The 21,021-nt window shown below is 71.7% G+C and carries 19 protein-coding genes; 7 read left to right on the forward strand and 12 right to left on the reverse strand.

What is annotated here, in order from left to right; all coding sequences use genetic code 11:
* Position 1: 1 nt before the first annotated feature.
* The 7 genes from hemB to hemE are packed head-to-tail and all read right to left on the reverse strand — an operon-like array spanning position 2 to position 7,300.
* A complete protein-coding gene (gene hemB / locus IE069_RS05090; RefSeq protein WP_189349046.1) occupies positions 2–985 on the reverse strand; it encodes a porphobilinogen synthase in 984 nt (327 codons plus the stop codon).
* Positions 982–1,881, reverse strand: a complete 900-nt coding sequence (locus tag IE069_RS05095) for a uroporphyrinogen-III synthase (protein WP_189349047.1) — start codon at positions 1,879–1,881, stop codon at positions 982–984. Before IE069_RS05095 ends, hemB begins: the two co-directional genes overlap by 4 nt.
* Before the next feature lie 2 nt (positions 1,882–1,883).
* A complete protein-coding gene (gene hemC, locus IE069_RS05100; RefSeq protein WP_189349048.1) occupies positions 1,884–2,858 on the reverse strand; it encodes a hydroxymethylbilane synthase in 975 nt (324 codons plus the stop codon).
* A complete protein-coding gene (locus tag IE069_RS05105) occupies positions 2,855–4,042 on the reverse strand; it encodes a ferrochelatase (protein WP_189349049.1) in 1,188 nt (395 codons plus the stop codon). The genes hemC and IE069_RS05105 overlap by 4 nt, the downstream gene beginning before the upstream one ends.
* Positions 4,042–4,749, reverse strand: a complete 708-nt coding sequence (gene hemQ / locus IE069_RS05110) for a hydrogen peroxide-dependent heme synthase (RefSeq protein WP_189349050.1) — start codon at positions 4,747–4,749, stop codon at positions 4,042–4,044. Before hemQ ends, IE069_RS05105 begins: the two co-directional genes overlap by 1 nt.
* Before the next feature lie 48 nt (positions 4,750–4,797).
* Positions 4,798–6,228 carry a protoporphyrinogen oxidase gene (hemG, locus tag IE069_RS05115; RefSeq protein ID WP_189349051.1) on the reverse strand — a complete coding sequence of 477 codons (1,431 nt, stop codon included), beginning with the start codon at positions 6,226–6,228 and terminating at the stop codon, positions 4,798–4,800.
* A 10-nt stretch (positions 6,229–6,238) separates the two neighbouring features.
* Positions 6,239–7,300: a uroporphyrinogen decarboxylase gene (hemE, locus tag IE069_RS05120; RefSeq protein WP_189349052.1), complete on the reverse strand. Its 1,062-nt coding sequence runs from the start codon at positions 7,298–7,300 to the stop codon at positions 6,239–6,241.
* A 150-nt stretch (positions 7,301–7,450) separates the two neighbouring features.
* Between hemE and IE069_RS05125 the strand changes: the two genes are divergently transcribed.
* Entirely contained in the window at positions 7,451–8,818 is a 1,368-nt protein-coding gene (locus IE069_RS05125; protein WP_189349053.1) for a glutamyl-tRNA reductase, read from the forward strand.
* Positions 8,819–8,900: 82 nt separating this feature from the next.
* Here IE069_RS05125 and moeB read toward each other — a convergent pair whose 3' ends face one another.
* Complete coding sequence (gene moeB / locus IE069_RS05130; RefSeq protein WP_189349054.1) at positions 8,901–10,112, reverse strand: molybdopterin-synthase adenylyltransferase MoeB; 1,212 nt, start codon at positions 10,110–10,112, stop codon at positions 8,901–8,903.
* Positions 10,113–10,341: 229 nt separating this feature from the next.
* Here moeB and IE069_RS05135 point away from each other — a divergent pair, with 229 nt between their 5' ends.
* Positions 10,342–10,923, forward strand: coding sequence for a TetR/AcrR family transcriptional regulator (locus tag IE069_RS05135; protein ID WP_189349254.1), 582 nt, complete (start codon positions 10,342–10,344; stop codon positions 10,921–10,923).
* Positions 10,924–10,937: 14 nt separating this feature from the next.
* Positions 10,938–11,159, forward strand: a complete 222-nt coding sequence (locus IE069_RS05140) for a DUF3107 domain-containing protein (protein WP_189349055.1) — start codon at positions 10,938–10,940, stop codon at positions 11,157–11,159.
* 117 nt (positions 11,160–11,276) lie between these two features.
* Here the strand turns inward: IE069_RS05140 and IE069_RS05145 are convergent, their stop codons facing one another.
* The gene (locus IE069_RS05145; protein ID WP_189349056.1) at positions 11,277–11,912 is read right to left on the reverse strand and encodes a ferritin-like fold-containing protein; all 636 of its coding nucleotides are present in this window, start codon (positions 11,910–11,912) and stop codon (positions 11,277–11,279) included.
* Positions 11,913–11,951: 39 nt separating this feature from the next.
* Between IE069_RS05145 and IE069_RS05150 the strand changes: the two genes are divergently transcribed.
* From IE069_RS05150 to IE069_RS05160, 3 genes are all read left to right on the forward strand, one after another.
* Entirely contained in the window at positions 11,952–13,418 is a 1,467-nt protein-coding gene (locus IE069_RS05150; RefSeq protein WP_189349057.1) for an RNB domain-containing ribonuclease, read from the forward strand.
* A 302-nt stretch (positions 13,419–13,720) separates the two neighbouring features.
* Complete coding sequence (locus IE069_RS05155) at positions 13,721–15,298, forward strand: DEAD/DEAH box helicase (RefSeq protein WP_229790977.1); 1,578 nt, start codon at positions 13,721–13,723, stop codon at positions 15,296–15,298.
* Positions 15,299–15,300: 2 nt separating this feature from the next.
* A complete protein-coding gene (locus tag IE069_RS05160; RefSeq protein ID WP_189349058.1) occupies positions 15,301–16,185 on the forward strand; it encodes a DNA-methyltransferase in 885 nt (294 codons plus the stop codon).
* A gap of 85 nt (positions 16,186–16,270) precedes the next feature.
* Here the strand turns inward: IE069_RS05160 and IE069_RS15570 are convergent, their stop codons facing one another.
* From IE069_RS15570 to IE069_RS05170, 3 genes are all read right to left on the reverse strand, one after another.
* Positions 16,271–16,402 carry a putative transporter small subunit gene (locus IE069_RS15570; protein ID WP_229790965.1) on the reverse strand — a complete coding sequence of 44 codons (132 nt, stop codon included), beginning with the start codon at positions 16,400–16,402 and terminating at the stop codon, positions 16,271–16,273.
* Positions 16,403–16,416: 14 nt separating this feature from the next.
* Complete coding sequence (locus IE069_RS05165) at positions 16,417–18,093, reverse strand: sodium:solute symporter family protein (RefSeq protein WP_189349059.1); 1,677 nt, start codon at positions 18,091–18,093, stop codon at positions 16,417–16,419.
* Between the two features lie 378 nt (positions 18,094–18,471).
* Positions 18,472–19,329, reverse strand: coding sequence for a PHP domain-containing protein (locus tag IE069_RS05170; protein ID WP_189349060.1), 858 nt, complete (start codon positions 19,327–19,329; stop codon positions 18,472–18,474).
* A gap of 108 nt (positions 19,330–19,437) precedes the next feature.
* On the opposite strand from IE069_RS05170, the gene IE069_RS05175 reads away from it, so the two are divergent.
* Entirely contained in the window at positions 19,438–21,009 is a 1,572-nt protein-coding gene (locus IE069_RS05175; RefSeq protein ID WP_189349256.1) for an aminopeptidase P family protein, read from the forward strand.
* Positions 21,010–21,021 lie beyond the last annotated feature (12 nt).

Here is a 21,021-nt window from a genome sequence, read left to right on the forward strand (position 1 = left end):
GTTACTTTCCTTCCTTCAGCCAACCCGCGAGCTCGGCGGCCCAGTAGGTCAGCACGGTGTCTGCGCCGGCGCGGCGGATGCCCAGCACGGATTCGGTGATGGCGGCTCGGCGGTCGATCCAGCCGTTCGCGGCGGCCGCCTCGATCATCGCGTACTCGCCGGAGATCTGGTAGGCGGAGACGGGCACGGGCGACATCTCCGCCACGTCGGAGAGGATGTCGAGGTAGCTCATGGCCGGCTTCACCATGACCATGTCGGCCCCTTCGGCCAGATCCAGTTCCACTTCGTACATCGCCTCGCGGCGGTTGGCCGCGTCCATCTGGTACGTGCGGCGGTCCCCGATCAGCTGCGAGTCGACGGCCTCGCGGAACGGGCCGTAGAACGCCGACGCGTACTTCGCCGCGTAGGCGAGGATCGCGGTGTCCGCGAACCCGGCCTCGTCGAGCGCCTGCCGGATGACGGCGACCTGGCCGTCCATCATGCCGGAGGGCCCGAGGACGTGCGCCCCGGCCTCGGCCTGGCGGACGGCCATCTCGGCGTAGATCTCGAGCGTCGCGTCGTTGTCGACGGTCCCGTCCGCGGCCAGGACGCCGCAGTGCCCGTGGTCGGTGAACTCGTCGAGGCAGACGTCGCTCATGACGATCAGCTCGTCGCCGACCTCGGCGCGGACATCGCGGATCGCCCGGTTCAGGACGCCGTCCGGGTCGGTGCCGGCGGTGCCGGTCGCGTCCCGCACGGCGGGGATCCCGAAGAGCATGATGCCGCCGAGGCCCAGCTCGGCCGCCTCGGACGCGGCCCGCTTCAGGGTCTCCGGCGTGTGCTGGACGACGCCCGGCATCGACTGGATCGGGTTCGGGTGCGCCAGGCCCTCGCGGACGAACGCGGGCAGGATCAGCTGCTGCGGCGCGAGCATCGTCTCGGCGTTGAGCCGCCGCATCGCTTTGCTGGTGCGCATCCGGCGCGGCCGGTTGGCTGGAAAACTCATCTCTTCTCCTCTGGTTCCCGCACGGTCTCGTCCGTGCCCGATCCGTGGATCCTGTGGTCTGGGGCCCCGACCAGGTCGGCCTCCCAGACGTCGGCCATGGCGGCCGGCGTCGGCTCCCCGGAGGTCGCGATGCGCGCGAAGCCGAGCTCTTCCAGCTCGGCCCGGGTCGACTCGCCGATGGCGACCGCCAGCCCGCCGTACCCGGTCCCCGCGACGTCGGCGAAGCGGCGGACGATGCTCGGCGAGGTGAACAGGACGGCGTCGATCTGCTCCAGCCCGTGCGCGAGCCGCTCCGGGCCCCACGTCTCGGCGTCGGCCGGCCGCGTCCCGGTGCCGACGGCGAGCGTGGCCGTGAGGCGCCGCCCGGGGTCGGCCGGGGCGTCGACGGTCCGGTAGGCCATCACGACGTCGGCGCGCACCCCGCGCCCGCTCAAGCCCGCCTCGAGGGTGTCGGCGGCGATGTCGGCCTGCGGCAGGAACGCCCGCTCTCCCCCCTCCAGGGGCAGCTCGGCCACCAGCCCGGCCGCCGACTTGTCCTCGGGGACGAAGTCCACGCTGAGCCCCTCGGTGCGGGCCACGCGCGCCGAGGCCTCGCCCACAGCCGCCAGCGAGGTGCCGCCGGGGATCGAGAACTCGAGCCCGAGCGCCTCGCACCGCTGCTTCAACGCCCGGATCGTCGTGATGGACGTCAGCACCATCCAGTCGTACCCGCCGTCGAGCAGCCGGCGCAGGCCGGCGTCGAGCGCGGACGTGTCGGCCGGCAGCTCGAAGTCGATCAGCGGGCACAGCACCGTGCGCGCCCCGCGGGCGGCCAGCTCGTCGACCGTGCTGGCCGCCCGGTCCGGGGCGCGGAGCAGCAGCGCGGCCCGTCCCCGGAGCGGCTGGGTTGCGGCCACGGCTACAGCCCGGCCAGGTCGGCCGCGCCCTCGCGCAGCAGCAGTTCGGCCAGCTCCACTCCGAGTGCTCGGGCGCCGTCGACGGTGAGCTCGCGCGTCCTGGCGGAGCGGCGGATCACGTCGGAACCGTCGGGCGCGCACACCACGGCGTCGAGGACGAGCGTCTCGCCCTCGATGCGCGCCAGCGCGCCGATCGGGGCCGCGCACCCGGCCTCGAGCTGGGCCAGCAGGCCGCGCTCGCTGGTGACCGCCAGGCGCGTGGCGTCGTCGTCGAGCTGCTCGAGCGCCGCGGCGAGGGCCGAACCGGGCGCGGCGACGGTCTCGGGGCGGCACTCGACCGCGAGCGTGCCCTGACCGGGCGCCGGCAGCATCACGGCCGGGTCGAGGTACTCGGTGATGTGCTCCTGCAGCCCGAGGCGCTCGAGCCCGGCCGCGGCCAGCACGACGGCGTCGAGGTCGCCCTGGGCGACCCGGCCGACACCGCCGTCGTCGGCCTGCTGCGGCGAGCCCTTGACGCGGCCGAGCCGCGTGCCGACGTTGCCGCGGATGTCCACGATCTCGAGGTCGGGACGCGCGTACTTCAGCTGCGCCGAGCGCCGCGGCGACCCGGTGCCGATCGTCGCCCCCTCCGGCAGGGCCTCCAGCGTCAGGCCGTCCCGCGCGCAGAGGGCGTCGCGGACGTCGACGCGCTCGGGCATGGCGGCGAGCACCAGCGCCTCCGGCTGGGAGGTCGGGAGGTCCTTGAGCGAGTGCACGGCCAGGTCGCAGCGGCCCTCGAGCAGCGCGACGCGCAGGGCGGCGGCGAAGACCCCCGTGCCGCCGAGCTGCGCCAGCGGGCCCGAGGTGACGTCCCCCTCGGTCTTGACGAGGACCGTCTCGGGCGTCAGGCCGGAGAGCGCGGCGAGGGCCTCGGCGACGTGGCCGGTCTGGGTCGTCGCGAGGGCGGAACCGCGCGTGCCGACGGTGAAGACGCTCATCGCGACTCGGACCCCGGCGCCGGGGAACCGGCGTCCGCACCCGCCGGGCGTCCCGAACCGGAGCGCGCGGTCAGGCGCGGCCGGCAGCCGGTGACGCAGCAGATGTCGCCCCATTTCCCCGGGACCTCCTGCGTGCCCTGCTCCGGGCTGCGGGCGCCGGCGAACTGGCCCGCCACGATGTCGACGAGGCCGGAGACGAAGGCGGCGTGCGTGCCGGGGGTCGGGGCGCGGTGGAACGCCAGGTCCAGCTCGGCGGCGGTGTCCCGCGCCTCGGTGTCGAGGTCCCACTTGACCTCCATGTGGTCGGAGACGAAGCCGATCGGCATCACCACGACGGCACGCGTGCCGGCCGCCGCGTACTCCTCGATGGCGTCGTTGATGTCCGGTTCGAGCCACGGGGTGCTCGGGGCGCCGGAGCGGGACTGGAAGACCAGCGTGTGCTCCAAGCCGGCAGCCTCCGGGACGGTCCGCATCAGGGTCCGGGCCACGGCCTCGTGCTGGGCGGAGTAGGCGTCCGTGCCGTACTCCTCCTTCACGTGGTCGGGCCCCTGCGCCTCGGCGATCGCCGTCGGGATCGAATGCGTGACGAAGACGATCTTCGGCTGCGCGTCGGGCTCGCCCTTGGCGGCCAGCTGGGCGCGGACGTCCCGGATGCCGGTGGCAAGCGCCTCCTGGAAGGGGGCGATGAAGGCGCGGTCGTGGAAGAACTGCGGGATCTTGACGATCTCGAGGCTGCCGGTCAGGCCGGTCTTCTCGAGGCCCCGGTCGATGTCCTCGCGGTACTGGCAGCAGCTGGAGTAGCCGGCGTAGGCGCTCGTGACGAGCATGAGCACCCGGCGGTGGCCGTCGTCGTGCATCTGCTGCAGCGTCTCGGGGAGGTAGGGGTCCCAGTTGCGGTTGCCCCAATAGAGCGGCAGGTGCCAGTCGCGTCCGGCGATCTCGCCCTCGAGGGCGGCGAGCAGGTCGCGGTTCTGCTCGTTGATCGGGCTGACGCCGCCGTTGGCCCGGTAGTGGGTGGCGACCTCCTCGAGCCGCTCGTCCGGGATCCCCCGGCCGGCGGTGACGTTGCGCAGGAACGGGATGACGTCGTCCTGGCCCTCCGGCCCGCCGAACGAGGCGAGGAGGATGGCGTCGTAGCCGAGGCCGCTGGCTCCGGCGGTGGTTTCCTCGGAGACCCGGCTCATCAGCGCAGCACCTCCGCGACCTGCGCGAAGCTGATCATCCTGCCCGTGTAGAACGGGATCTCCTCGCGCACGTGGTGGCGGGCCTCGGTGTAGCGCAGGTGGCGCATCATGTCGACGAGGTCGATGAGGACGGGCGCCTCGAGGCAGATCATCCACTCGTAGTCGCCGAGTGCGAAGGCCGCCACGGTGTTGGCGTTCATCTCGGGGAAGTCGCGGCCGAGGATGCCGTGGTCGCGCAGCATCTTGCCGCGCTCCTCCGGCTCCAGCAGGTACCAGTCGTACGAGCGGACGAACGGGTAGACCGTCATCCACTCCTTCGACTCGACACCGCGGGCGAAGGCCGGCGAGTGCGTCTTGGCGAACTCGGCCTCGCGGTGCACGCCCATGCCCGACCACACGATCGAGGTCTCGGCGAAGAGGTAGGTGCGCCGGATCTTGCGCACGGCCTCCTGCAGGTCCTCGGCGGCGGGCCCGTGCAGCCACACCATGACGTCGGCGTCGGCGCGCATGCCGGAGACGTCGTAGGCGCCGCGCAGGGTGATGCCGTCGGCGGCGAGTTCGGCGACGAGCGCCTCGAACGCGGCGACGCCCTCGGAGCGGTCCAGATCGGAGTCGCGCTTGAAGACCGTCCAGAGGGTGAAGTGCAGGGTGTCGCCCTCCCGCTCGCGGTCCGCGAGGACGGGGCTGTTCGAACGGTTCTCGCTCATGGTGCCTCTTTCTAGTGACAGGGAATTCGGTGGGAAGTTCTCGATGCGCTAGCTCACGCTGATGCGGGTCCTCGCGCGGGTGTCGGCGACGACGGCGGCCAGGCCGGTCCCCGAGAGCCAGGCGCCCACGGCGTCCAGCCCCTCGAACGCGTCGAGGGCGGCGCGGAAGCCGGCGACCCGCTGCTTGTGCCCGGTCGTCGCGTACGGCAGGGCTCCCGCGTAGCGGACCACGTCCCACCCGAGCACGTCCTGCTCCGCGAGGTCGACGCCGAGGAGGGCGGCGGCGTCGGCGAGCGCGGTGGCGAACAGGGCCGCGTCCTCGGCGTCGGCGATCGCGGCCTTCGCCTCCGAGAGGCGCCCGTAGGACAGGCGCAGCACGTGGGTCCCGGGGCCGGCCTCGTCCGCCAGCCACCCCCACTTGCTGGTCGCGTGCGTCAGGGCCTTCGCGACGACGTCGGGCGCGTCCGGGGAGACGAGCACACCGCTGCCGCGCGGCCCGCCGCCCGACTCCTCGCCGTCGAGCTCCGGCCGGTCGAGCACGAGGGTCACGAGCGAGACGCCGGCGCCGGGCTCGGGCCGGTAGGCGGCGAGGTCCGGGTCGAGCCGGGCCAGCAGGTCGACGGCCACCGGCCCGTCGGTGGCGACGACGACGCGGTTCGCGGTCACGGCCTCGTCCGGCTCGCCGATGGAGAGAGTGTAGCCGTCGTCGTCCCGTCCGATGCGGGTGACGCGGGCGCCGAGTTTGAGCTCGGCGCCGCGGTCCGCGAGCTCGGCGACGAGCGCGGCGGTCAGCCGGTTCATGCCGCCGGCGAGCCCGCCCACGGCGGAACCCGCAGGCGCCGCGGCGCGCAGGGACGCGACGGCGCGCGCCAGCGACCCGTGCTCGACGACGGCGGCGCGCAGCCCGGGGGCGACCGCGTCGACGTCGAGGGTGTCCGGGTCGGCGGAATGCACGCCGGAGACGACCGGGGTGACCAGCTCGTCGAGCACGGTGTGGCCCATCCGGTGGCGCACGAGCTCGCCGAGGCTCATCGTGCCCTCGGCCAGCGACCTGCCCACGGGCATGGCGAGGTCGGCGGCGGCCCGCAGGGCGGCGGTCTGGCCGATGACGGCCCGCACGTCGTCCGCCATCGGGTCCCCGGGGATCCCGAGGATGCCGGTCTGCGGCAGCGGCCGGGCGCCGGCCGCGGCGTGCAGCCAGGCCCCGGCACCGGCCGGGTAGACGACGTCGCCGCCGAGGCCGAGCTCCTCGAGGAGGTCGACGACGGCGGTGGTGCGGGTCGCGAAGGACTCGGCGCCGGCGTCCAGGGTCAGGCCGGCGACCTCGTGCGCCGCGACGCAGCCGCCGAAGGCGTCGGACGCCTCCAGCACGGTCACCGTGAAGCCGGCCACGGCCAGTTCGCGCGCGGCGATCAGGCCGGAGATGCCGCCGCCGATCACAGCGGCGGCCGGGCGGGGGGCGCGGGCGGGAGTTTTCACGGTGCTCGGCCTACGACTCGATGGAGTGGACGAGGGAGACGATCCGGGTCAGGACCTCGGGGTCGGTCGTCGGGGGGACGCCGTGGCCCAGGTTGACCACATGGCCCGGGGCCGCGGAGCCGGCCGCGACGACCTCGCGGACGTGGGCCTCGAGCACCTCCCACGGGGCGGTCAGCAGGGCGGGGTCGATGTTGCCCTGCAGCGGGACGGCGCCGCCGAGCCGGCGGTTGGCCTCGTCGAGCGGCAGGCGGTAGTCCACCCCGACCACGTCGACTCCGACGTCGTGCATCGGCTTCAGAATCTCCGAGGTGCCCGTGCCGAAGTGCACGAGCGGGGCGCCGAGGCCGCGGACGGCGTCGAGCGCCCGCGCCGAGGCGGGGGCGACGAACCGCTCGTAGTCGGCGCGGCCCAGGCTGCCGGCCCACGAGTCGAAGAGCTGTCCGGCGGAGGCGCCGGCCTCGAGCTGGGCCTTGAGGAACTGGCCGGAGACGTCGGCGGCCCAGCCGGAGAGCGCCTCCCAGGTCTCGGGATCGGCGTGCATCATGGTGCGCGGCCCCATGTGGTCGCGCGACGGGCGGCCCTCGACCATGTAGGCCGCCAGGGTGAACGGCGCGCCGGCGAAGCCGATGAGCGGCGTCGTGCCGAGCTCGGCGACGGTGAGGGCGACGGCCTCGCGGATCGGGTCCAGCGCCGAGTCCTCGAGGCGCGGCAGGTTCGCGACGTCGGCCGCGGTGCGGACCGGGGCGTCGAGCACGGGGCCCACCCCGGAGACGATGTCGACGCCGACGCCCGCGAGCTTGAGCGGGATGACGATGTCGGAGAAGAAGATGCCGGCGTCCACGTCGTGGCGGCGGACCGGCTGCAGGGTGATCTCGGAGGCCAGCTCCGGCATGAGGCACGACTCGAGCATGCCGACACCCTCCCGCGCCTTCTTGTATTCGGGCAGCGACCGGCCGGCCTGGCGCATGAACCACACCGGGCGGCGGGACGGCTTGAGGCCCCGGTAGGCGGAGATCAACGGGGATTCTGCAGTTCGGCCATCCATCAACGGGTGGCTGGGGCTCAGGGTCATGAGGCCAATTCTGCCAACCGGCCCTGCTTTGCGCTAATCAAGGGGGCACCAGCGCGGCGCATCGTGGTGAACGACACGTGTCGCGGAGGTGATCATCACGGCAGTTCTTAGGGCAACCTTAGCGGGCAGTGGCGATACCATGGGAGCACTGTGGTTTTTGTTTCGCTCGTAGCCTCCCATTCCGACGTCGACCTCGAAACCGTCGCCCGCCTCAGCGCCGGCGCGTCCGAGGTCGCTTCCGGCGTGCTCGACGGGACCAGCCCGATGGCCGGCGCCGTCGTGCTGGCGACCTGCAACCGCTACGAGGTGTACGCCGAGGCGCGCTCCGAGGACGACGTCGAGGCCACCCGCTCGGCCGTCATCGCCGAGATCGCCGAACTCTCCGGTCTCGACGAGCAGACCGTCGCCTCCGCGCTGACCACGCTGACGGGGCACGAGGCCGTCAACCACCTCTTCACCGTCGGCGCCGGCCTGGATTCGGCGGTCATCGGGGAACGCGAGATCGCCGGCCAGGTGCGCCGCGCCCTCATCGAGGCGCAGGAGTCCGGCACGGCGACGGGGTCCCTCGTCCGCCTCTTCCAGACGGCCTCGCGCACCGCGAAAGACGTCGGCTCGCACACCGCGATCGGCGGCCGGGGCCTCTCGATCGTCTCCGTCGCCCTCGATCTTGCCGAGGACCTGCGCGACGACCGCTGGTCCGAGAAGAACATCGTCGTCTTCGGCACCGGGGCCTACGCGGGCGCCACGATGTCCCTGCTGCAGCAGCGGCACGCCGGGAACGTCTTCGTCTACTCCAACTCCGGCCGCGCGCCGGCCTTCGTGGCCACCCGGGGCGGCACCGCCCTGACGGACGAGACTCTGGCCGGGGCCCTGGCCGCCGCGGACATCGTCATCGGCTGCTCCGGCGGCGACCAGCAGCTGACCGCCGACGACCTGGCCGAGGCGGGACGCGGGGACGCGCCCCTCGTCGCCATCGACCTCGCGCTGACCCGCGACTTCGACACCTCGCTCGAGGAGCTCGAGCAGGTCGACGTCATCACGCTCGAATCCGTCCGCATGGCCGCCCCCGCGGAGCAGACGGCCGCCCTCGAGGAGGCCCGGTCGATCGTCGTCACGGCCGCCGACGAATTCGCCGCGGAGCAGCGCGAGCGCTCCGCCGACGCCGCGATCGTCGCCCTCCGCAAACACACGCAGCAGGTCCTGGAGACCGAGATCGAGCGCGTGCGCGCCCAGCACGGCTGCACCGCTGCCGCCGAAGAGGTCGAGTTCGCCATGCGCCGCATGATGCGCCAGCTCCTGCACGAGCCGACCGTCCGCGCCCGCGAACTGGCGGCGCAGGGCCGCTCGGACGAGGTCGAGTCGGCGCTGGGGAGTCTGTTCGGCATCTCCACCGCGGACATCGCCGCCGAGGCCGCCAAGAAGGCCGCACGCAAGAAGCAGAAGCAGCAGGCCGCGTCCGCGAAGAAGCCGGCCGCCATGCCGGACGACGCGATCCACGCGCCCCACCGCACCGCCTGACCGGCTTCCCGCCGAGGCGGGCCCGCCGGCGCCCTCCGCACGCGCCCGGCGCGCACTCCTCCTAGTAGACCGGCTTGCCTGGTTAGTAGACCGGCTTGCCCGGTTCCACTTCACGCACCCAGGCGAGGATGCCCCCGTCCAGGTGCCGGACGTCGTCGTACCCCTCGCCCGCGAGGTGGCGCAGCACCTCGCCGGAGCGCCCGCCCGACTTGCAGTGCAGGATCAGCGGGGTGTCGCGCGGCAGGTCGATCTCGCCGCCGAGCACGAGCCCGCGCGGGGCGAGCCGGGCGCCCTCGATCGAGACGATCTCGGCCTCGCCGGGCTCGCGCACATCTACCAGCAGGAAGTCCTCCTCCCCCGCTGCGCGCCGCTCGAGCAGCTCGGCGAGCTGCCGCGCGTCGACGGCGGGCAGCGGCTCTTCGTCGGCCGATACGGCCGTGATGCCGCAGAACGCCCCGTAGTCCTCAAGCAGCTCGGTCGGCTGGACGAGCTCCGGATCCGGCCTCACCCGGATCTCCCGCCACGTCATCTCCAGAGAGTCGAGGATCAGGACGCGCCCCAGCAGCGAGCGGCCCGAACCGGTGATGAGTTTGATGGCCTCGGCGACCATGACCGAGCCGATCTGCGCGCACAGCACACCGAACACGCCGCCCTCGGCGCACGACGGGACCGTCCCCGCCGGCGGCGCCTCCGGGTACAGGTCGCGGTACGTCGGGCCGTGCCCACGCCAGAAGACACTGACCTGCCCGTCGAACCGCAGGATCGACCCCCACACGTAGGGCTTGCCCAGGATGGCGGCCGCGTCGTTGACGAGGTAGCGCGTGGCGAAGTTGTCGGTGCCGTCGAGGATCAGGTCGTAGCCGGCGAAGATCTCCAGCGCGTTGCCGGAGTCGAGCCGCACGTTGTGGACCACGACGTCGGTCGCCGGGTTGAGGTCCGCGATCGCCGCCGCCGCCGATTCGGTCTTCGGCACGCCGATGCGCGAGGTGGTGTGGATGATCTGGCGCTGCAGGTTGGAGTCGTCGACTTCGTCGTCGTCCACGATGCCCAGCGTCCCGACGCCGGCTGCCGCCAGATAGAGCAGGGCGGGGGAACCGAGCCCGCCGGCGCCCATGACGAGGACCTTCGCGTTCTTCAGGCGGCGCTGACCGGTCACCCCGATCTCGGGGATGATGATGTGGCGCGAGTAGCGGCGGAGCTCGTCCTCTGTCAGCTCCGCGCCCGGTTCCACCAGCGGGTCGGGTGCGGCGGGGGCGGCGGCTGACGTGGCGTGCGCATCCTGCGGGGTCTCCATGGGACAACTCTAGGGCGCGCCGGGCAGCGCCCCAAGCCCCCGGTGGACGCGTAGACTGAGTCGCACGCTGAACGCGGCCGCGCATCCCCGGCCGACCAGCGGATTTCTTGCACGTTGGGGGACGAGGCAGAAAGGGACACCCGTGGAACACACACCCGTGGGCTCCGTGCGCAACGCGGCGGACGGGCGGCGAACGGACGCCCCGCCGACCGAGCGGCGCGCGCCGCGCATGCCCCGCGAACAGCGTCGGGCCCAGCTCCTCGACGCCGCGCACCAGGTCTTCGTGGCACACGGCTACCACGGGGCCGCGATGGACGAGATCGCCGAGACCGCCCAGGTGAGCAAGCCGGTCCTCTACCAGCACTTCCCGGGCAAGCGCGAGCTGTACCTGGCGCTGCTCGACCACCACCTGAGCGTGCTCACCGAGGCGCTGCTCTCGGCACTGCAGTCGACGTCCGACAACAAGGAGCGCGTCAACGCGGTGATCCGCACCTACTTCGACTTCATCGCCGCCAAGCACCAGGCGTACCGGCTGATCTTCGAGTCCGATCTGCTCAACGATCCCGACGTCAGCGACCGGTTCGAGGACTTCAACGCCCGCATCGCCGACGAGATCACCGGCGTCATCTCCGGCGACACGACCCTGCCGCGCGCCCAGGCGGTCCTGATGGGGCGTAGCCTGTTCGGGATGGCCCAAGTGGCCGCGCGCTCGTGGCTCGAAGTCGCCGATGACGTGGAACAGGACGTCGCCAGCGATCTCGTGTCCCGTTTAGCTTGGCGCGGAATCAGTCGTTTCCCCAAAGAATCCTGAAGTAGGTTAAAAGCATGGACGTACGCATCGGAATTCAGAATGTCAGCCGCGAAGTCGTTGTGGACTCGGATCAGACCCCGGACGCGGTGGCGAAGACTGTGTCGGAGGCCCTGGCCGCCGGTGGACTGCTGACCTTGACCGATGCCAAGGGCCGTCAGGTGATCGTCCCGACGGGCAGCATCGGCTACGTCGAGGTCGGCTCCGAGGCTCCGCGCCCGGTCGGCTTCGCCCAGTAGGCTCACTCCCCCTTTCCAGCACGACGACGGCCCGCGGCCCCGGTCTCCACCGGAACCGCGGGCCGTTCCCGTTCCCCAGGCCGAGGGAACCGCGTGGCGATGGCGCGCGGGAGGCGCCTATGCGGTGAGCCCGAGCACCGACATCCGCCGCGAGTGCCTCCTGATGAGGTCGGCGAACAGCTCCTGCCGCTCGTCCGGGCCCAGCAGCGCGCCGAGGTCGGTGGTGTCGAGGACGAACCGCGCCTTCGTCAGAGCCTCCCCCAGCAGGCGGCGCCCCCAGAGCGCCAGCCGCGAGCGCAGCCGCTCGTCCTCGATGTCGGCCCGCAGCCGCCCGGTCAACCACGCCGTCTGCTCGTCCAGTTCCTGGATCCGCCCGGCCAGGAGCCGCACCTGGTCGGAGAGCCGGTCGGCCGCGGCGCGGTAGAAGTCCGCGGAGACCGCGTCCAGGACGTAGGCCTTCATGAGCGATTCGTGCCAGTCCCCCGGTCGCGTCCGCTCGTGCAGTTCGTCGATGATCTCCATGAACGGCTCCATGACGGATTCGGGGTTGCAGCCGGACGCCGTCAGCGCCTCGCACACGAGCTCGAAGTGCCCGAACTCCGTGACGGCCAGCTGGGCGAGCGCGGCCCGGTCGGCCAGCGTCGGCGAGAACCGGGCGTCCGAGGACAGCCTCTCGAACGTGGTCAGCTCGCGGTAGGCCATGAGGCCGTACAGGGACTGCTCGAGCGTCGTCGGCTGTGGAGTTCTGGTCATGGGCCCCACCTTATACGCGCTCATTGCTAGTCTTTCGTCGTGGTCTTCAAACATCTCGGGTTGTCCGCCCGCGCACACCAGTCCGAACTCGTCGACGCCCTGCGCGCGATCGTGACGGACCTCGAGCTGCCCACCGGTTTCAGCGACGAGGCCCTCGCCGACGCCCGGCGCGCGATCGAGCAGTTCGAGCTGCCGTCGATCGACATGTCCGACGTCGAATTCGTGACGATCGACCCGCCCACCTCCACGGACCTCGACCAGGCGGTGCACATCGAGTACGACGGCGACGGGTACCGCGTGCGGTACGCGATCGCCGATGTGCCGGCGTTCGTCAAGGACGGCGGCCCGCTCGACGCCGAGACCCGCCTGCGCGGCCAGACCGTCTACCTGCCCCACGAGCGCATCGGGCTGCACCCCGAGATCATCAGCGAGGACGCCGGGAGCCTGCTGCCCGATCAGCGGCGCAGCGCCTTCGTCTGGACGCTCGACGTCGCCGCGGACGGCCGCCTGGCGCGGACGGACCTGGTGCGCGCCGTCGTCGTGAGCCGGGCGAAGCTGCACTACGAGCAGGTGCAGGAGATGATCGACGGCCTCGACGGCGCGCGCTCGAACGGCTCGCTGCCGGGCGGCGAGACGCTGGCGGGCCTGCGCGACGTCGGGCGCGCCCGGCTGCGCCGCGAACGCGAGCGCGGCGGCGCGAGCCTGCGCCTGCCGGAGCAGGAGGTCGAGGTGAACGGCGACGGCCATTACGTCCTGGCGCACCGGTCCAACCTGCCGGCCGAGGAGTGGAACGCCCAGATCTCGCTCATGACGGGCATCGCCGCGGCGCGGATCATGCTCGACGGCGGCGTCGGCATCCTGCGCACCATGCCGGCGCCGGATCCGAAGCAGATCGCGGCCTACCGCCGGCAGGCCATCGCGCTCGGGCACCCGTGGGACGACGGCGTGACCTACGGCGAGTTCCTGGACTCGCTCGACATCGAGGACCCGTCCGCACTGGCCCTGATGTACTCGGCGACCGTCCTCTTCCGCGGCGCCGGCTACACCGCGTTCGACGGCGAGCTGCCCGAGGAGACGGAGCAGGCCGCCATCGCCGCGCCCTACGCGCACACCACCGCCCCGCTGCGCCGGCTCATCGACCGGTTCGTCCTGGTCGCCTGCTGGCACCTGGTGCACGAGGAGCCCGTCCCCGGCTGGGTCCGCGAGGCGCTTCCCGAACTGCCCGGGCACATGGGCGCCTCTGGCCAGCGGGCCTCGGCGGCGGAGCGGCAGGCGATCGACGCGGTCGAGGCCGCGCTGCTGGCCGGACGCGTAGGGGAGGCCTTCGACGCCGTGGTCATCGAGGAGGGCATGGTCCAGATCCTGGAACCGGCGATCACGGCGAAACTCGACGGCGGGGACGGCCTGGAGCCGGTGCCGGGCCAGCGCGTCCGGGTAGAGCTCACGGAGGCGGACATCGCGGCCCGGCGGGTGCGGTTCGAGGTCCGGGAGATCCTCAGCGAGTGAAGTCGGCGATGCGCTCCCCCACCGGTTAGACTGGCCGCGTAGGCAAGGATGCCCGATCGTAAGAGTTTGCGAATACTTTTTGCAGCGTTTCCCAGCGAACCTGCCTGAATCCTCCACGCCCGCACTGTGCCGTACGAGCCCACGCACGACCAGCGGCTCCCCGCTTCCGCAGGGGAACGTCACCGGAGCAACGCACGACGGCGTGAAGCGAGAAGACCGCGATCGGCTCCGCTGGACGCGCTCGATGCCTCCCGACACGAGGAGCCACGGCGAGCGCCTAACCGAATGAGAATTCATTGACCATCAATACTGGCAACACCGAAGAGACCATCGAGATCGCCGAACCGGTCGAACCGACCCAGACCTTCGGGGACTTCGGCGTCCGCGGCGACATCGTCGCCTCCCTGTCGGACAAGAACATCCTCACCCCCTTCCCGATCCAGGCGATGACCCTGCCCGTGGCCCTGAGCGGCCACGACATCATCGGCCAGGCCAAGACCGGCACGGGCAAGACCCTCGGCTTCGGCATCCCGGCTCTGCAGCGCGTCGTCGCCCCGGGCGACGACGGCTTCGAGAAGCTGGCGGCGCCGGGCGCCCCGCAGGCGCTCATCGTCGCGCCGACCCGCGAGCTCGCGGTCCAGGTGGCTGCGGACCTGACGACGGCGGCCAAGCGCAGCAACGCCCGCATCGCCACCATCTACGGCGGCCGCGCCTACGAGCCCCAGATCGAGCAGCTCACCGAGGGCGTCGAGCTCGTCGTCGGCACCCCGGGCCGCCTGCTGGACCTCTACAAGCAGAAGCACCTGAACCTGAAGAACGTCCGCATCGTGGTCCTCGACGAGGCCGACGAGATGCTGGACCTCGGCTTCCTGCCGGACGTCGAGCGGATTCTGGCCGCCGTGCCCGAGGTCCGCCAGACCATGCTGTTCTCCGCGACGATGCCGGGCCCGGTCATCGCGATGGCGCGCCGCTTCATGTCGCAGCCGACGCACATCCGCGCCCACGACCCCCTGGACGACGGCATCACCAAGAAGGACATCCGGCAGGTCGTCTACCGCGCCCACCCGATGGACAAGGTCGAGGTCGTCGCCCGCATCCTGCAGTCCGAGGGCCGCGGCCGTTCCATCATCTTCTCGCGCACCAAGCGTGCGGCCGCCAAGCTGTCCGAGGAGCTCTCGGACCGCGGCTTCTCGGCCGGCGCCCTCCACGGCGACCTCGGCCAGGGCGCCCGCGAGCAGGCGCTGCGCGCCTTCCGCAACGAGAAGATCGACGTGCTCGTCGCCACCGACGTCGCCGCCCGCGGCATCGATGTCGACGACGTCACCCACGTCATCAACCTGCAGTGCCCGGAGGACGAGAAGACCTACCTGCACCGTGTGGGCCGCACGGGGCGCGCCGGCAACAAGGGCACGGCCGTGACCCTCGTCGACTGGGAGGACATCCCCCGCTGGGGCCTGATCAACAAGGCGCTCGGGCTCGACCAGGGCGAGCCGGTGGAGACGTATTCGTCGTCGCCGCACCTCTACGAGGAGATGAACATCCCCGCGGGGACGAAGGGCCGGCTGCCGCGCAACAAGCGCCAGCTCGAGGGCCTGAAGGGCGAGAAGGTCGAGGACCTCGGCGAGACCGGCGGCAAGCACGGCTCCGAGTCCCGCCCGTCGCGCTCGCGCGGGCGCTCCAAGGAGGGCGAGCGCCGCCACGGCCACAGCCACGGCCGCGCGGACCGTCCGAACAAGGAGGCCACCGGCGAGGGCCGGGGCCAGCGCGCCGAGGAGGCCGACACCCCGCCGGTCGAGGCCGGCAGCGACAAGCCGCGCCGCCGTCGGACGCGCACCCGCCGCCGCAACGGCGAAGCCGTGACCAAGCGCGACGAACAGTAGGCATGGGCCGTACCAAGCCGGAGTGGACCACCGAGAGCGAGAACCTGGTGGTCCACGCCGACAACGCGGAGGTGCTGCCGCGCCTGCCGGACGGGTCGTTCGCGCTGATCTACGTGGACCCGCCGTTCAACACCGGCCGCAAGCAGGCCCGGCAGGCGACGACCAGCGTTCGGACGGCCGACGGCGAGGGAGACCGGGTCGGCTTCAAGGGCGTCTCCTACTCCACCCTGAGGGGTGCGCTGCGCAGCTACGACGACGCGTTCGACGACTACTGGGGCTTCCTTGAGCCGCGGCTGCGCGAGGCGTGGCGGCTGCTGGCCGACGACGGGACGCTCTACGTGCACCTCGACTACCGCGAGGTGCACTACGCGAAGGTCATGCTGGATGTGATCTTCGGCCGTGAGTGCTTCCTCAACGAGATCATCTGGGCGTACGATTTCGGCGGCCGCGCCAAGAACCGGTGGCCGGCGAAGCACGACACGATCCTCGTGTATGTGAAGGACCCGGAGAACTACCACTTCGATTCGGCCGAGGTCGACCGCGAGCCCTACATGGCGCCGGGCCTCGTCACCGCGGAGAAGGCCGCCCTCGGGAAACTGCCGACGGACGTCTGGTGGCACACGATCGTCTCCCCCACCGGCCGGGAGAAGACGGGCTACCCGACGCAGAAGCCGGTCGGCGTGCTCCGGCGCATCATCGCGGCCAGCTCGCGGCCGGGCGACTGGGTGCTCGACTTCTTCGCGGGGTCCGGCACCACCGGCGCCGCCGCGCACGCGCTCGGCCGCCGCTTCGTCTGCGTCGACGCGAACCGCGAGGCCGTCAAGGTGATGCGGGCCCGGTTCGGCGACGCGGCCGTCGTCGTACCGGGTGTGAAGAAACCCCGCTGAGAACCAGCCGCACCGCCCTAGCCAGCGGCCCGCGGATCCTTCCCTGAGGGAGGATCCGCGGGCCGCTGCCGTGCCGGGAGCGCGCCTAGATCAGGCGGCGCCCCTCGCGCCGGGCCGTGGCCCATTCGCGGAGGAACGAGCGGGCGATCCCGAACAGGACGCCGGCCACCAGGACCGGCCAGATCAGGACGTACAGGGTCAGGAAGAACGTCTCCATCGGAGGCTCCTTGTCTACTTGGTGCTGACGGCCGCGGCCTGGATGGCCTCGGGCGTGTCGAAGTTGCCGGTGCGCTCGGCGATCGTGTCGAAGTCGAACTCCCGGCTCGAGCGGACCGACATCAGGAAGCAGACCAGGGTCGAGACCGCGTACGCGACGAGGGAACCGCTGAGCACCGTGTACTCGTGCAGGGTCCCGAAGGCGAACGGCGCCGCGACGACGGCCGCCGCCGTGCCGGCGATCTTCGCCACCCGGCCGCCGAAGAACCCGAACGCCATCAGCCCGATGACCACGCCGATTCCGACGATGGAGACGACGTCGACCAGGTACCCGGTCGCGCCTCCCATCGGAACCAGTTCGAAGCGCACCGGCAGGAACGCGGCCAGGGCCGCGAGGGTGCCGACCGTGAACGCCGCGTTGGTGACCTTCTTCCAGTAGAAGGACGCGATGACGGGGAACACGAGGCAGCCCCAGAGCGCGCCGACGAACACGAGCAGGTCGAGGATGTCGAACTGCCCCGTCGCGAAGAAGAGTGCGGACCCGGTGGCGAGCACCATGGTGATGCGGCCGATGAGCAGCATCTTCCTGGGGTCGGCCTTCCCCTTGCCCTTGGACTGCCCGTAGATGTCGGCCATGACGATCGACGACAGCGCCGACAGGTCCGAGTCGGCCGTGGAGGCCAGCGCGCCGACGATCATGACGACGAACAGGCCGAGCAGGACCGGGCCCAGGTAGGTGCCCGCCATCTGCGGGATCAGGTTGTTGGTGTCCCCGTTCAGCGGATCCATGCCCAGGTAGAGGGCCATGACGCCGAGCATGCCGATCCCGATCACGGTGGCCCCGTAGCCGATGGTGGCGGTGATGAACGTCGGCTTGATCAGGTCCTCGCGCACGGCGAAGAGTCGCTGGGCGATGGTCTGGTTGCCGATCGCGTAGGCCAGCACGGCCGCGATGTAGGGGGCGCCCTGGTTCATGAACGCGTCGGAGGAGAAGAAGTCGCCCTGCTGCGGGGTCAGGTTCGCGGCGCCCTGGGAGAACATGTCGGGGCCGCCTGCAGCGAAGAACACCACGGGGATGATGACGACGACGGCGCCGAGCATGGCCAGCACCTGGGCGAAGTCGGTCATCACGGAGGCCCGGAATCCGGACCACAGGGTGTACAGGAGCACGCCCGCGGCCATCACGAGGGTCCCCTGCTGGAACGTGAACGGCGAGAGCAGGGATACCAGGGCGCCGCCGGCGATCAGGTTGGAGGTCAGGCTGATCAGGCTGCCGAGCACGTTGGAGCCGGCCAGCATGAGCTGCGACGAGCGGCCGTGGCGGACGTACATGACCTCGGCGAGCGTGTGCGCTCTGGGCGCGACCTTGCGGATGCGGCGCCCGAACGGGTAGATGAAGAGGATCATCAGGGCGCCCCACAGCCCGTAGTGCACGGGGCCGGAGATGCCGTAGTTGTAGCCCGAGGTCGCCGACGCGTACATCGACGAGGCCCAGATCCAGGTCGCGGTCATGGACGCGGCGGAGATGCCGAACCCGACCTTGTTGCCGGCGGTCATGTACCCGTCGGCGTTCTCCTTCTTCTTGCCGATCACGACGGACATCGCGAACGTTCCGCCGAAGAACAGGACGAGCAGTCCGATCATCAGCCAGCCGCTCATCAGCGCTGGCCCGTCACCTAGCACAGGTGGCATGCGTTTCCTCCTCGGTCTGAGGCGCGCCATCGGCAGTGCACCTCGATACCTGGCGCGCCGGCCCGCGGAGGGCTCTACTGCGTGGGGCCCGGTGGGGCCGCCGTGTCCGATGAGGACGAATTCGAAGGCGCGCGTTCCACGCGTCCGGGTGCCGGCGCTCGCGCTCGGCCACCTCGGGGACCTCCGCTTTCGTGCGGACCCGTCCCGTGCTCAGTCGGCCCCTGCGGGCCTGTCGTGGAACCGGTGTCCACCCTGCACGATCCGGAACAGTGCTCGACGAATCATTGCCTGGGGCAACACCACCTCCCCACCATAGCAAGAACAGGGCGCCGGGCTCGCAGCGGCGCCCCCACTGTGACCTCCGGCCGGCCGGACCGGTCAGACGGCGCGGATGCCGACCGGGTCGGCCCCGGTGCCCGCCGCGAGGATCCGGGCCAGGTTCTCCCGCGTCGTCGTGTTCTCCCCGAGCCGGTTGGGCTTGCCGGTGCCGTGGTAGTCGCTCGAGCCGGTGGTGATCAGGCCGTGCTCGGCGGCCATCCGGCGCAGCTCGTCGCGGCCGTGCCCGGGGTTGTCGCGGTGCTCGATCTCGAGCCCCATCAGCCCGGCCGCGATCATCTCGTCGAACACCTCGTCGCCGACCACCCGGCCGCGCGCGGCGGCCACGGGGTGCGCGAAGACGGGCACTCCCCCGGCCGCGCGGACGAGCCGCACCGCGTGCGCCGGTTCCAGCGCGTAGTGCCCCACGTAGTAGCGCGAGCGCGGGGTCAGAACCGATTCGAACGCCTCGGTCCGCGTCGACACCACCCCTGCGGCCACGAGCGCGTCGGCGATGTGCGGCCGCCCGATCGTCGCGCCGTGCGCGGTGTGCTCCTGGACGAGGTCCCACGAGATCGGGAAGTCCTCGCCGAGCAGCTCGACCATGCGCTGGGCGCGCAGCACCCGCGAGTCGCGCGCCCGGTCGACCTCGGCCAGCAGGCCGGGGTCGTCGGCGTCGTGCAGGTAGCTGAGCAGGTGCACACTGATCCCCGTCGAGGTCTTGCAGGAGATCTCCATCCCCGGCACGAAGCCGACGCCGTAGTCGTCTGCCGCCTCGGCCGCCTCGGCCCACCCCGCCGTCTGGTCGTGGTCGGTCAGCGCGACGACGTCGAGCCCGGCCTGCGCTGCCGAGCGCACCAGTGCGCGGGGCGACTCGGTGCCGTCGGAGACTCTCGAGTGGGTGTGCAGGTCGATCAGCATGTCACCACCTTAGTCCGACCGGCGGCGGTCCGGCCGGTGGACCGCCGGCGGTCGGTCGCGCCGCCGGTATTGGTGCCTCGGCGAACTGTTTGAGACACTGGGTCGGTGATGACTGAAGAGAACAACACCTCGTCGAACCAGACGCCGAACACGGCGACCGACCAGCCGCTCGAGGACCGCGTGAACAACCGTTCGCAGCGGCCGTCGTCGGACGCATTCAAAGAATTCATGGCCAGCCAGTGGGCGCCGGCGGACACGTCGCTTCCGCCCGAGGACGCCGTCGCGCCATACGCGGCGAAGCGCCGCCTCGGCCTGTCGCGGCGGTTCGCGGGCGAGCGCCTGGTGGTCCCGGCCGGGCCGCTGAAGGTCCGATCCAACGACACCGACTACCGCTTCCGCCCGCACTCGGGCTTCGCCCACATGACGGGCCTGGGCCTGGACCACGAGCCCGACGCGGTGCTCGTGTTCGATCCGGTCGAGGAAGGCTCCGGCGATGACGGCGGAAACCACCGGGCGACCCTGTACTTCCGCCCGATGGCCGGCCGCGACACCGAGGAGTTCTACTCCAGCTCGCGCAGCGGCGAGTTCTGGATCGGCAAGCGCCCGACCCTGCCGGAGCTGCAGGCCCGCCTGGGCATCCCGACCGCGCACATGGACGAGGCGCTCGAGGACGCGATCACCGAGAACGCCGGCAACGCCGCCCTCGGCGGCCTGCGCATCCGCCTGCTGCGCGACGTCGACCTGAACTGCGACGCCCTCGTCGACACGTCCCGCATCAACACCGGCGTGGACCTGGAGGAGTCGGACAAGCTCGACGCCGAGCTCGCCGAGGCCCTCTCCGAGCTCCGCCTCGTCAAGGACGCGTGGGAGGTCGAGCAGATGCGTGCCGCGGTCGACGCCACCATGAACGGCTTCCACCAGGTGGCCGCGGCCCTGCCGCGCGCGGTCGAGCACAAGCGCGGCGAGCGCGTCGTCGAGGGGGCGTTCTTCGCCCGCGCCCGCGAGGAGGGCAACGACCTCGGCTACGACACCATCGCCGCCTCCGGCAACAACGCCACGGTGCTGCACTGGATGCGCAACTCCGGCCAGGTGAACTCCGGCGACCTGATCCTGGTCGACGCCGGCGTGGAGGCGGATTCGCTCTACACCGCCGACATCACCCGCACCATGCCCGTCAACGGCAAGTACACGGAGATCCAGCGCAAGATCTACCAGGCGATCGTCGACGCCCAGGACGCCGCGTTCGCCGTCGCCAAGCCGGGCACCCGGTTCCGCGACCTGCACACGGCCGCGATCACGGTCCTGGCCGAGCGCCTCGACGCCTGGGGTCTGCTGCCGGTCTCGCTGGAGGAGGCGCTGTCCGACGCCGGCCAGCAGCACCGCCGCTGGATGCCGCACGGCACCAGCCACCACCTGGGCCTGGACGTGCACGACTGCGCGCAGGCCAGGCGCGACATGTACCTCGACGGGATCCTGGAGCCGGGCATGGTCTTCACGATCGAGCCGGGCCTCTACTTCAAGGACGAGGACCTGGCCGTGCCCGAGGAGTACCGCGGCATCGGCGTGCGCCTCGAGGACGACGTGCTCGTCACCGAGGACGGCTGCGTGAACCTCTCGGCCGACCTGCCGCGCACCCCGGACCAGATCGAGGCCTGGATGGCCAAGGTCCAGGCCGGCTAGCCACGGTCCCGC

The sequence above is a fragment of the Zhihengliuella salsuginis genome (genome assembly GCF_014651715.1).
Taxonomy (GTDB): domain Bacteria; phylum Actinomycetota; class Actinomycetes; order Actinomycetales; family Micrococcaceae; genus Zhihengliuella; species Zhihengliuella salsuginis.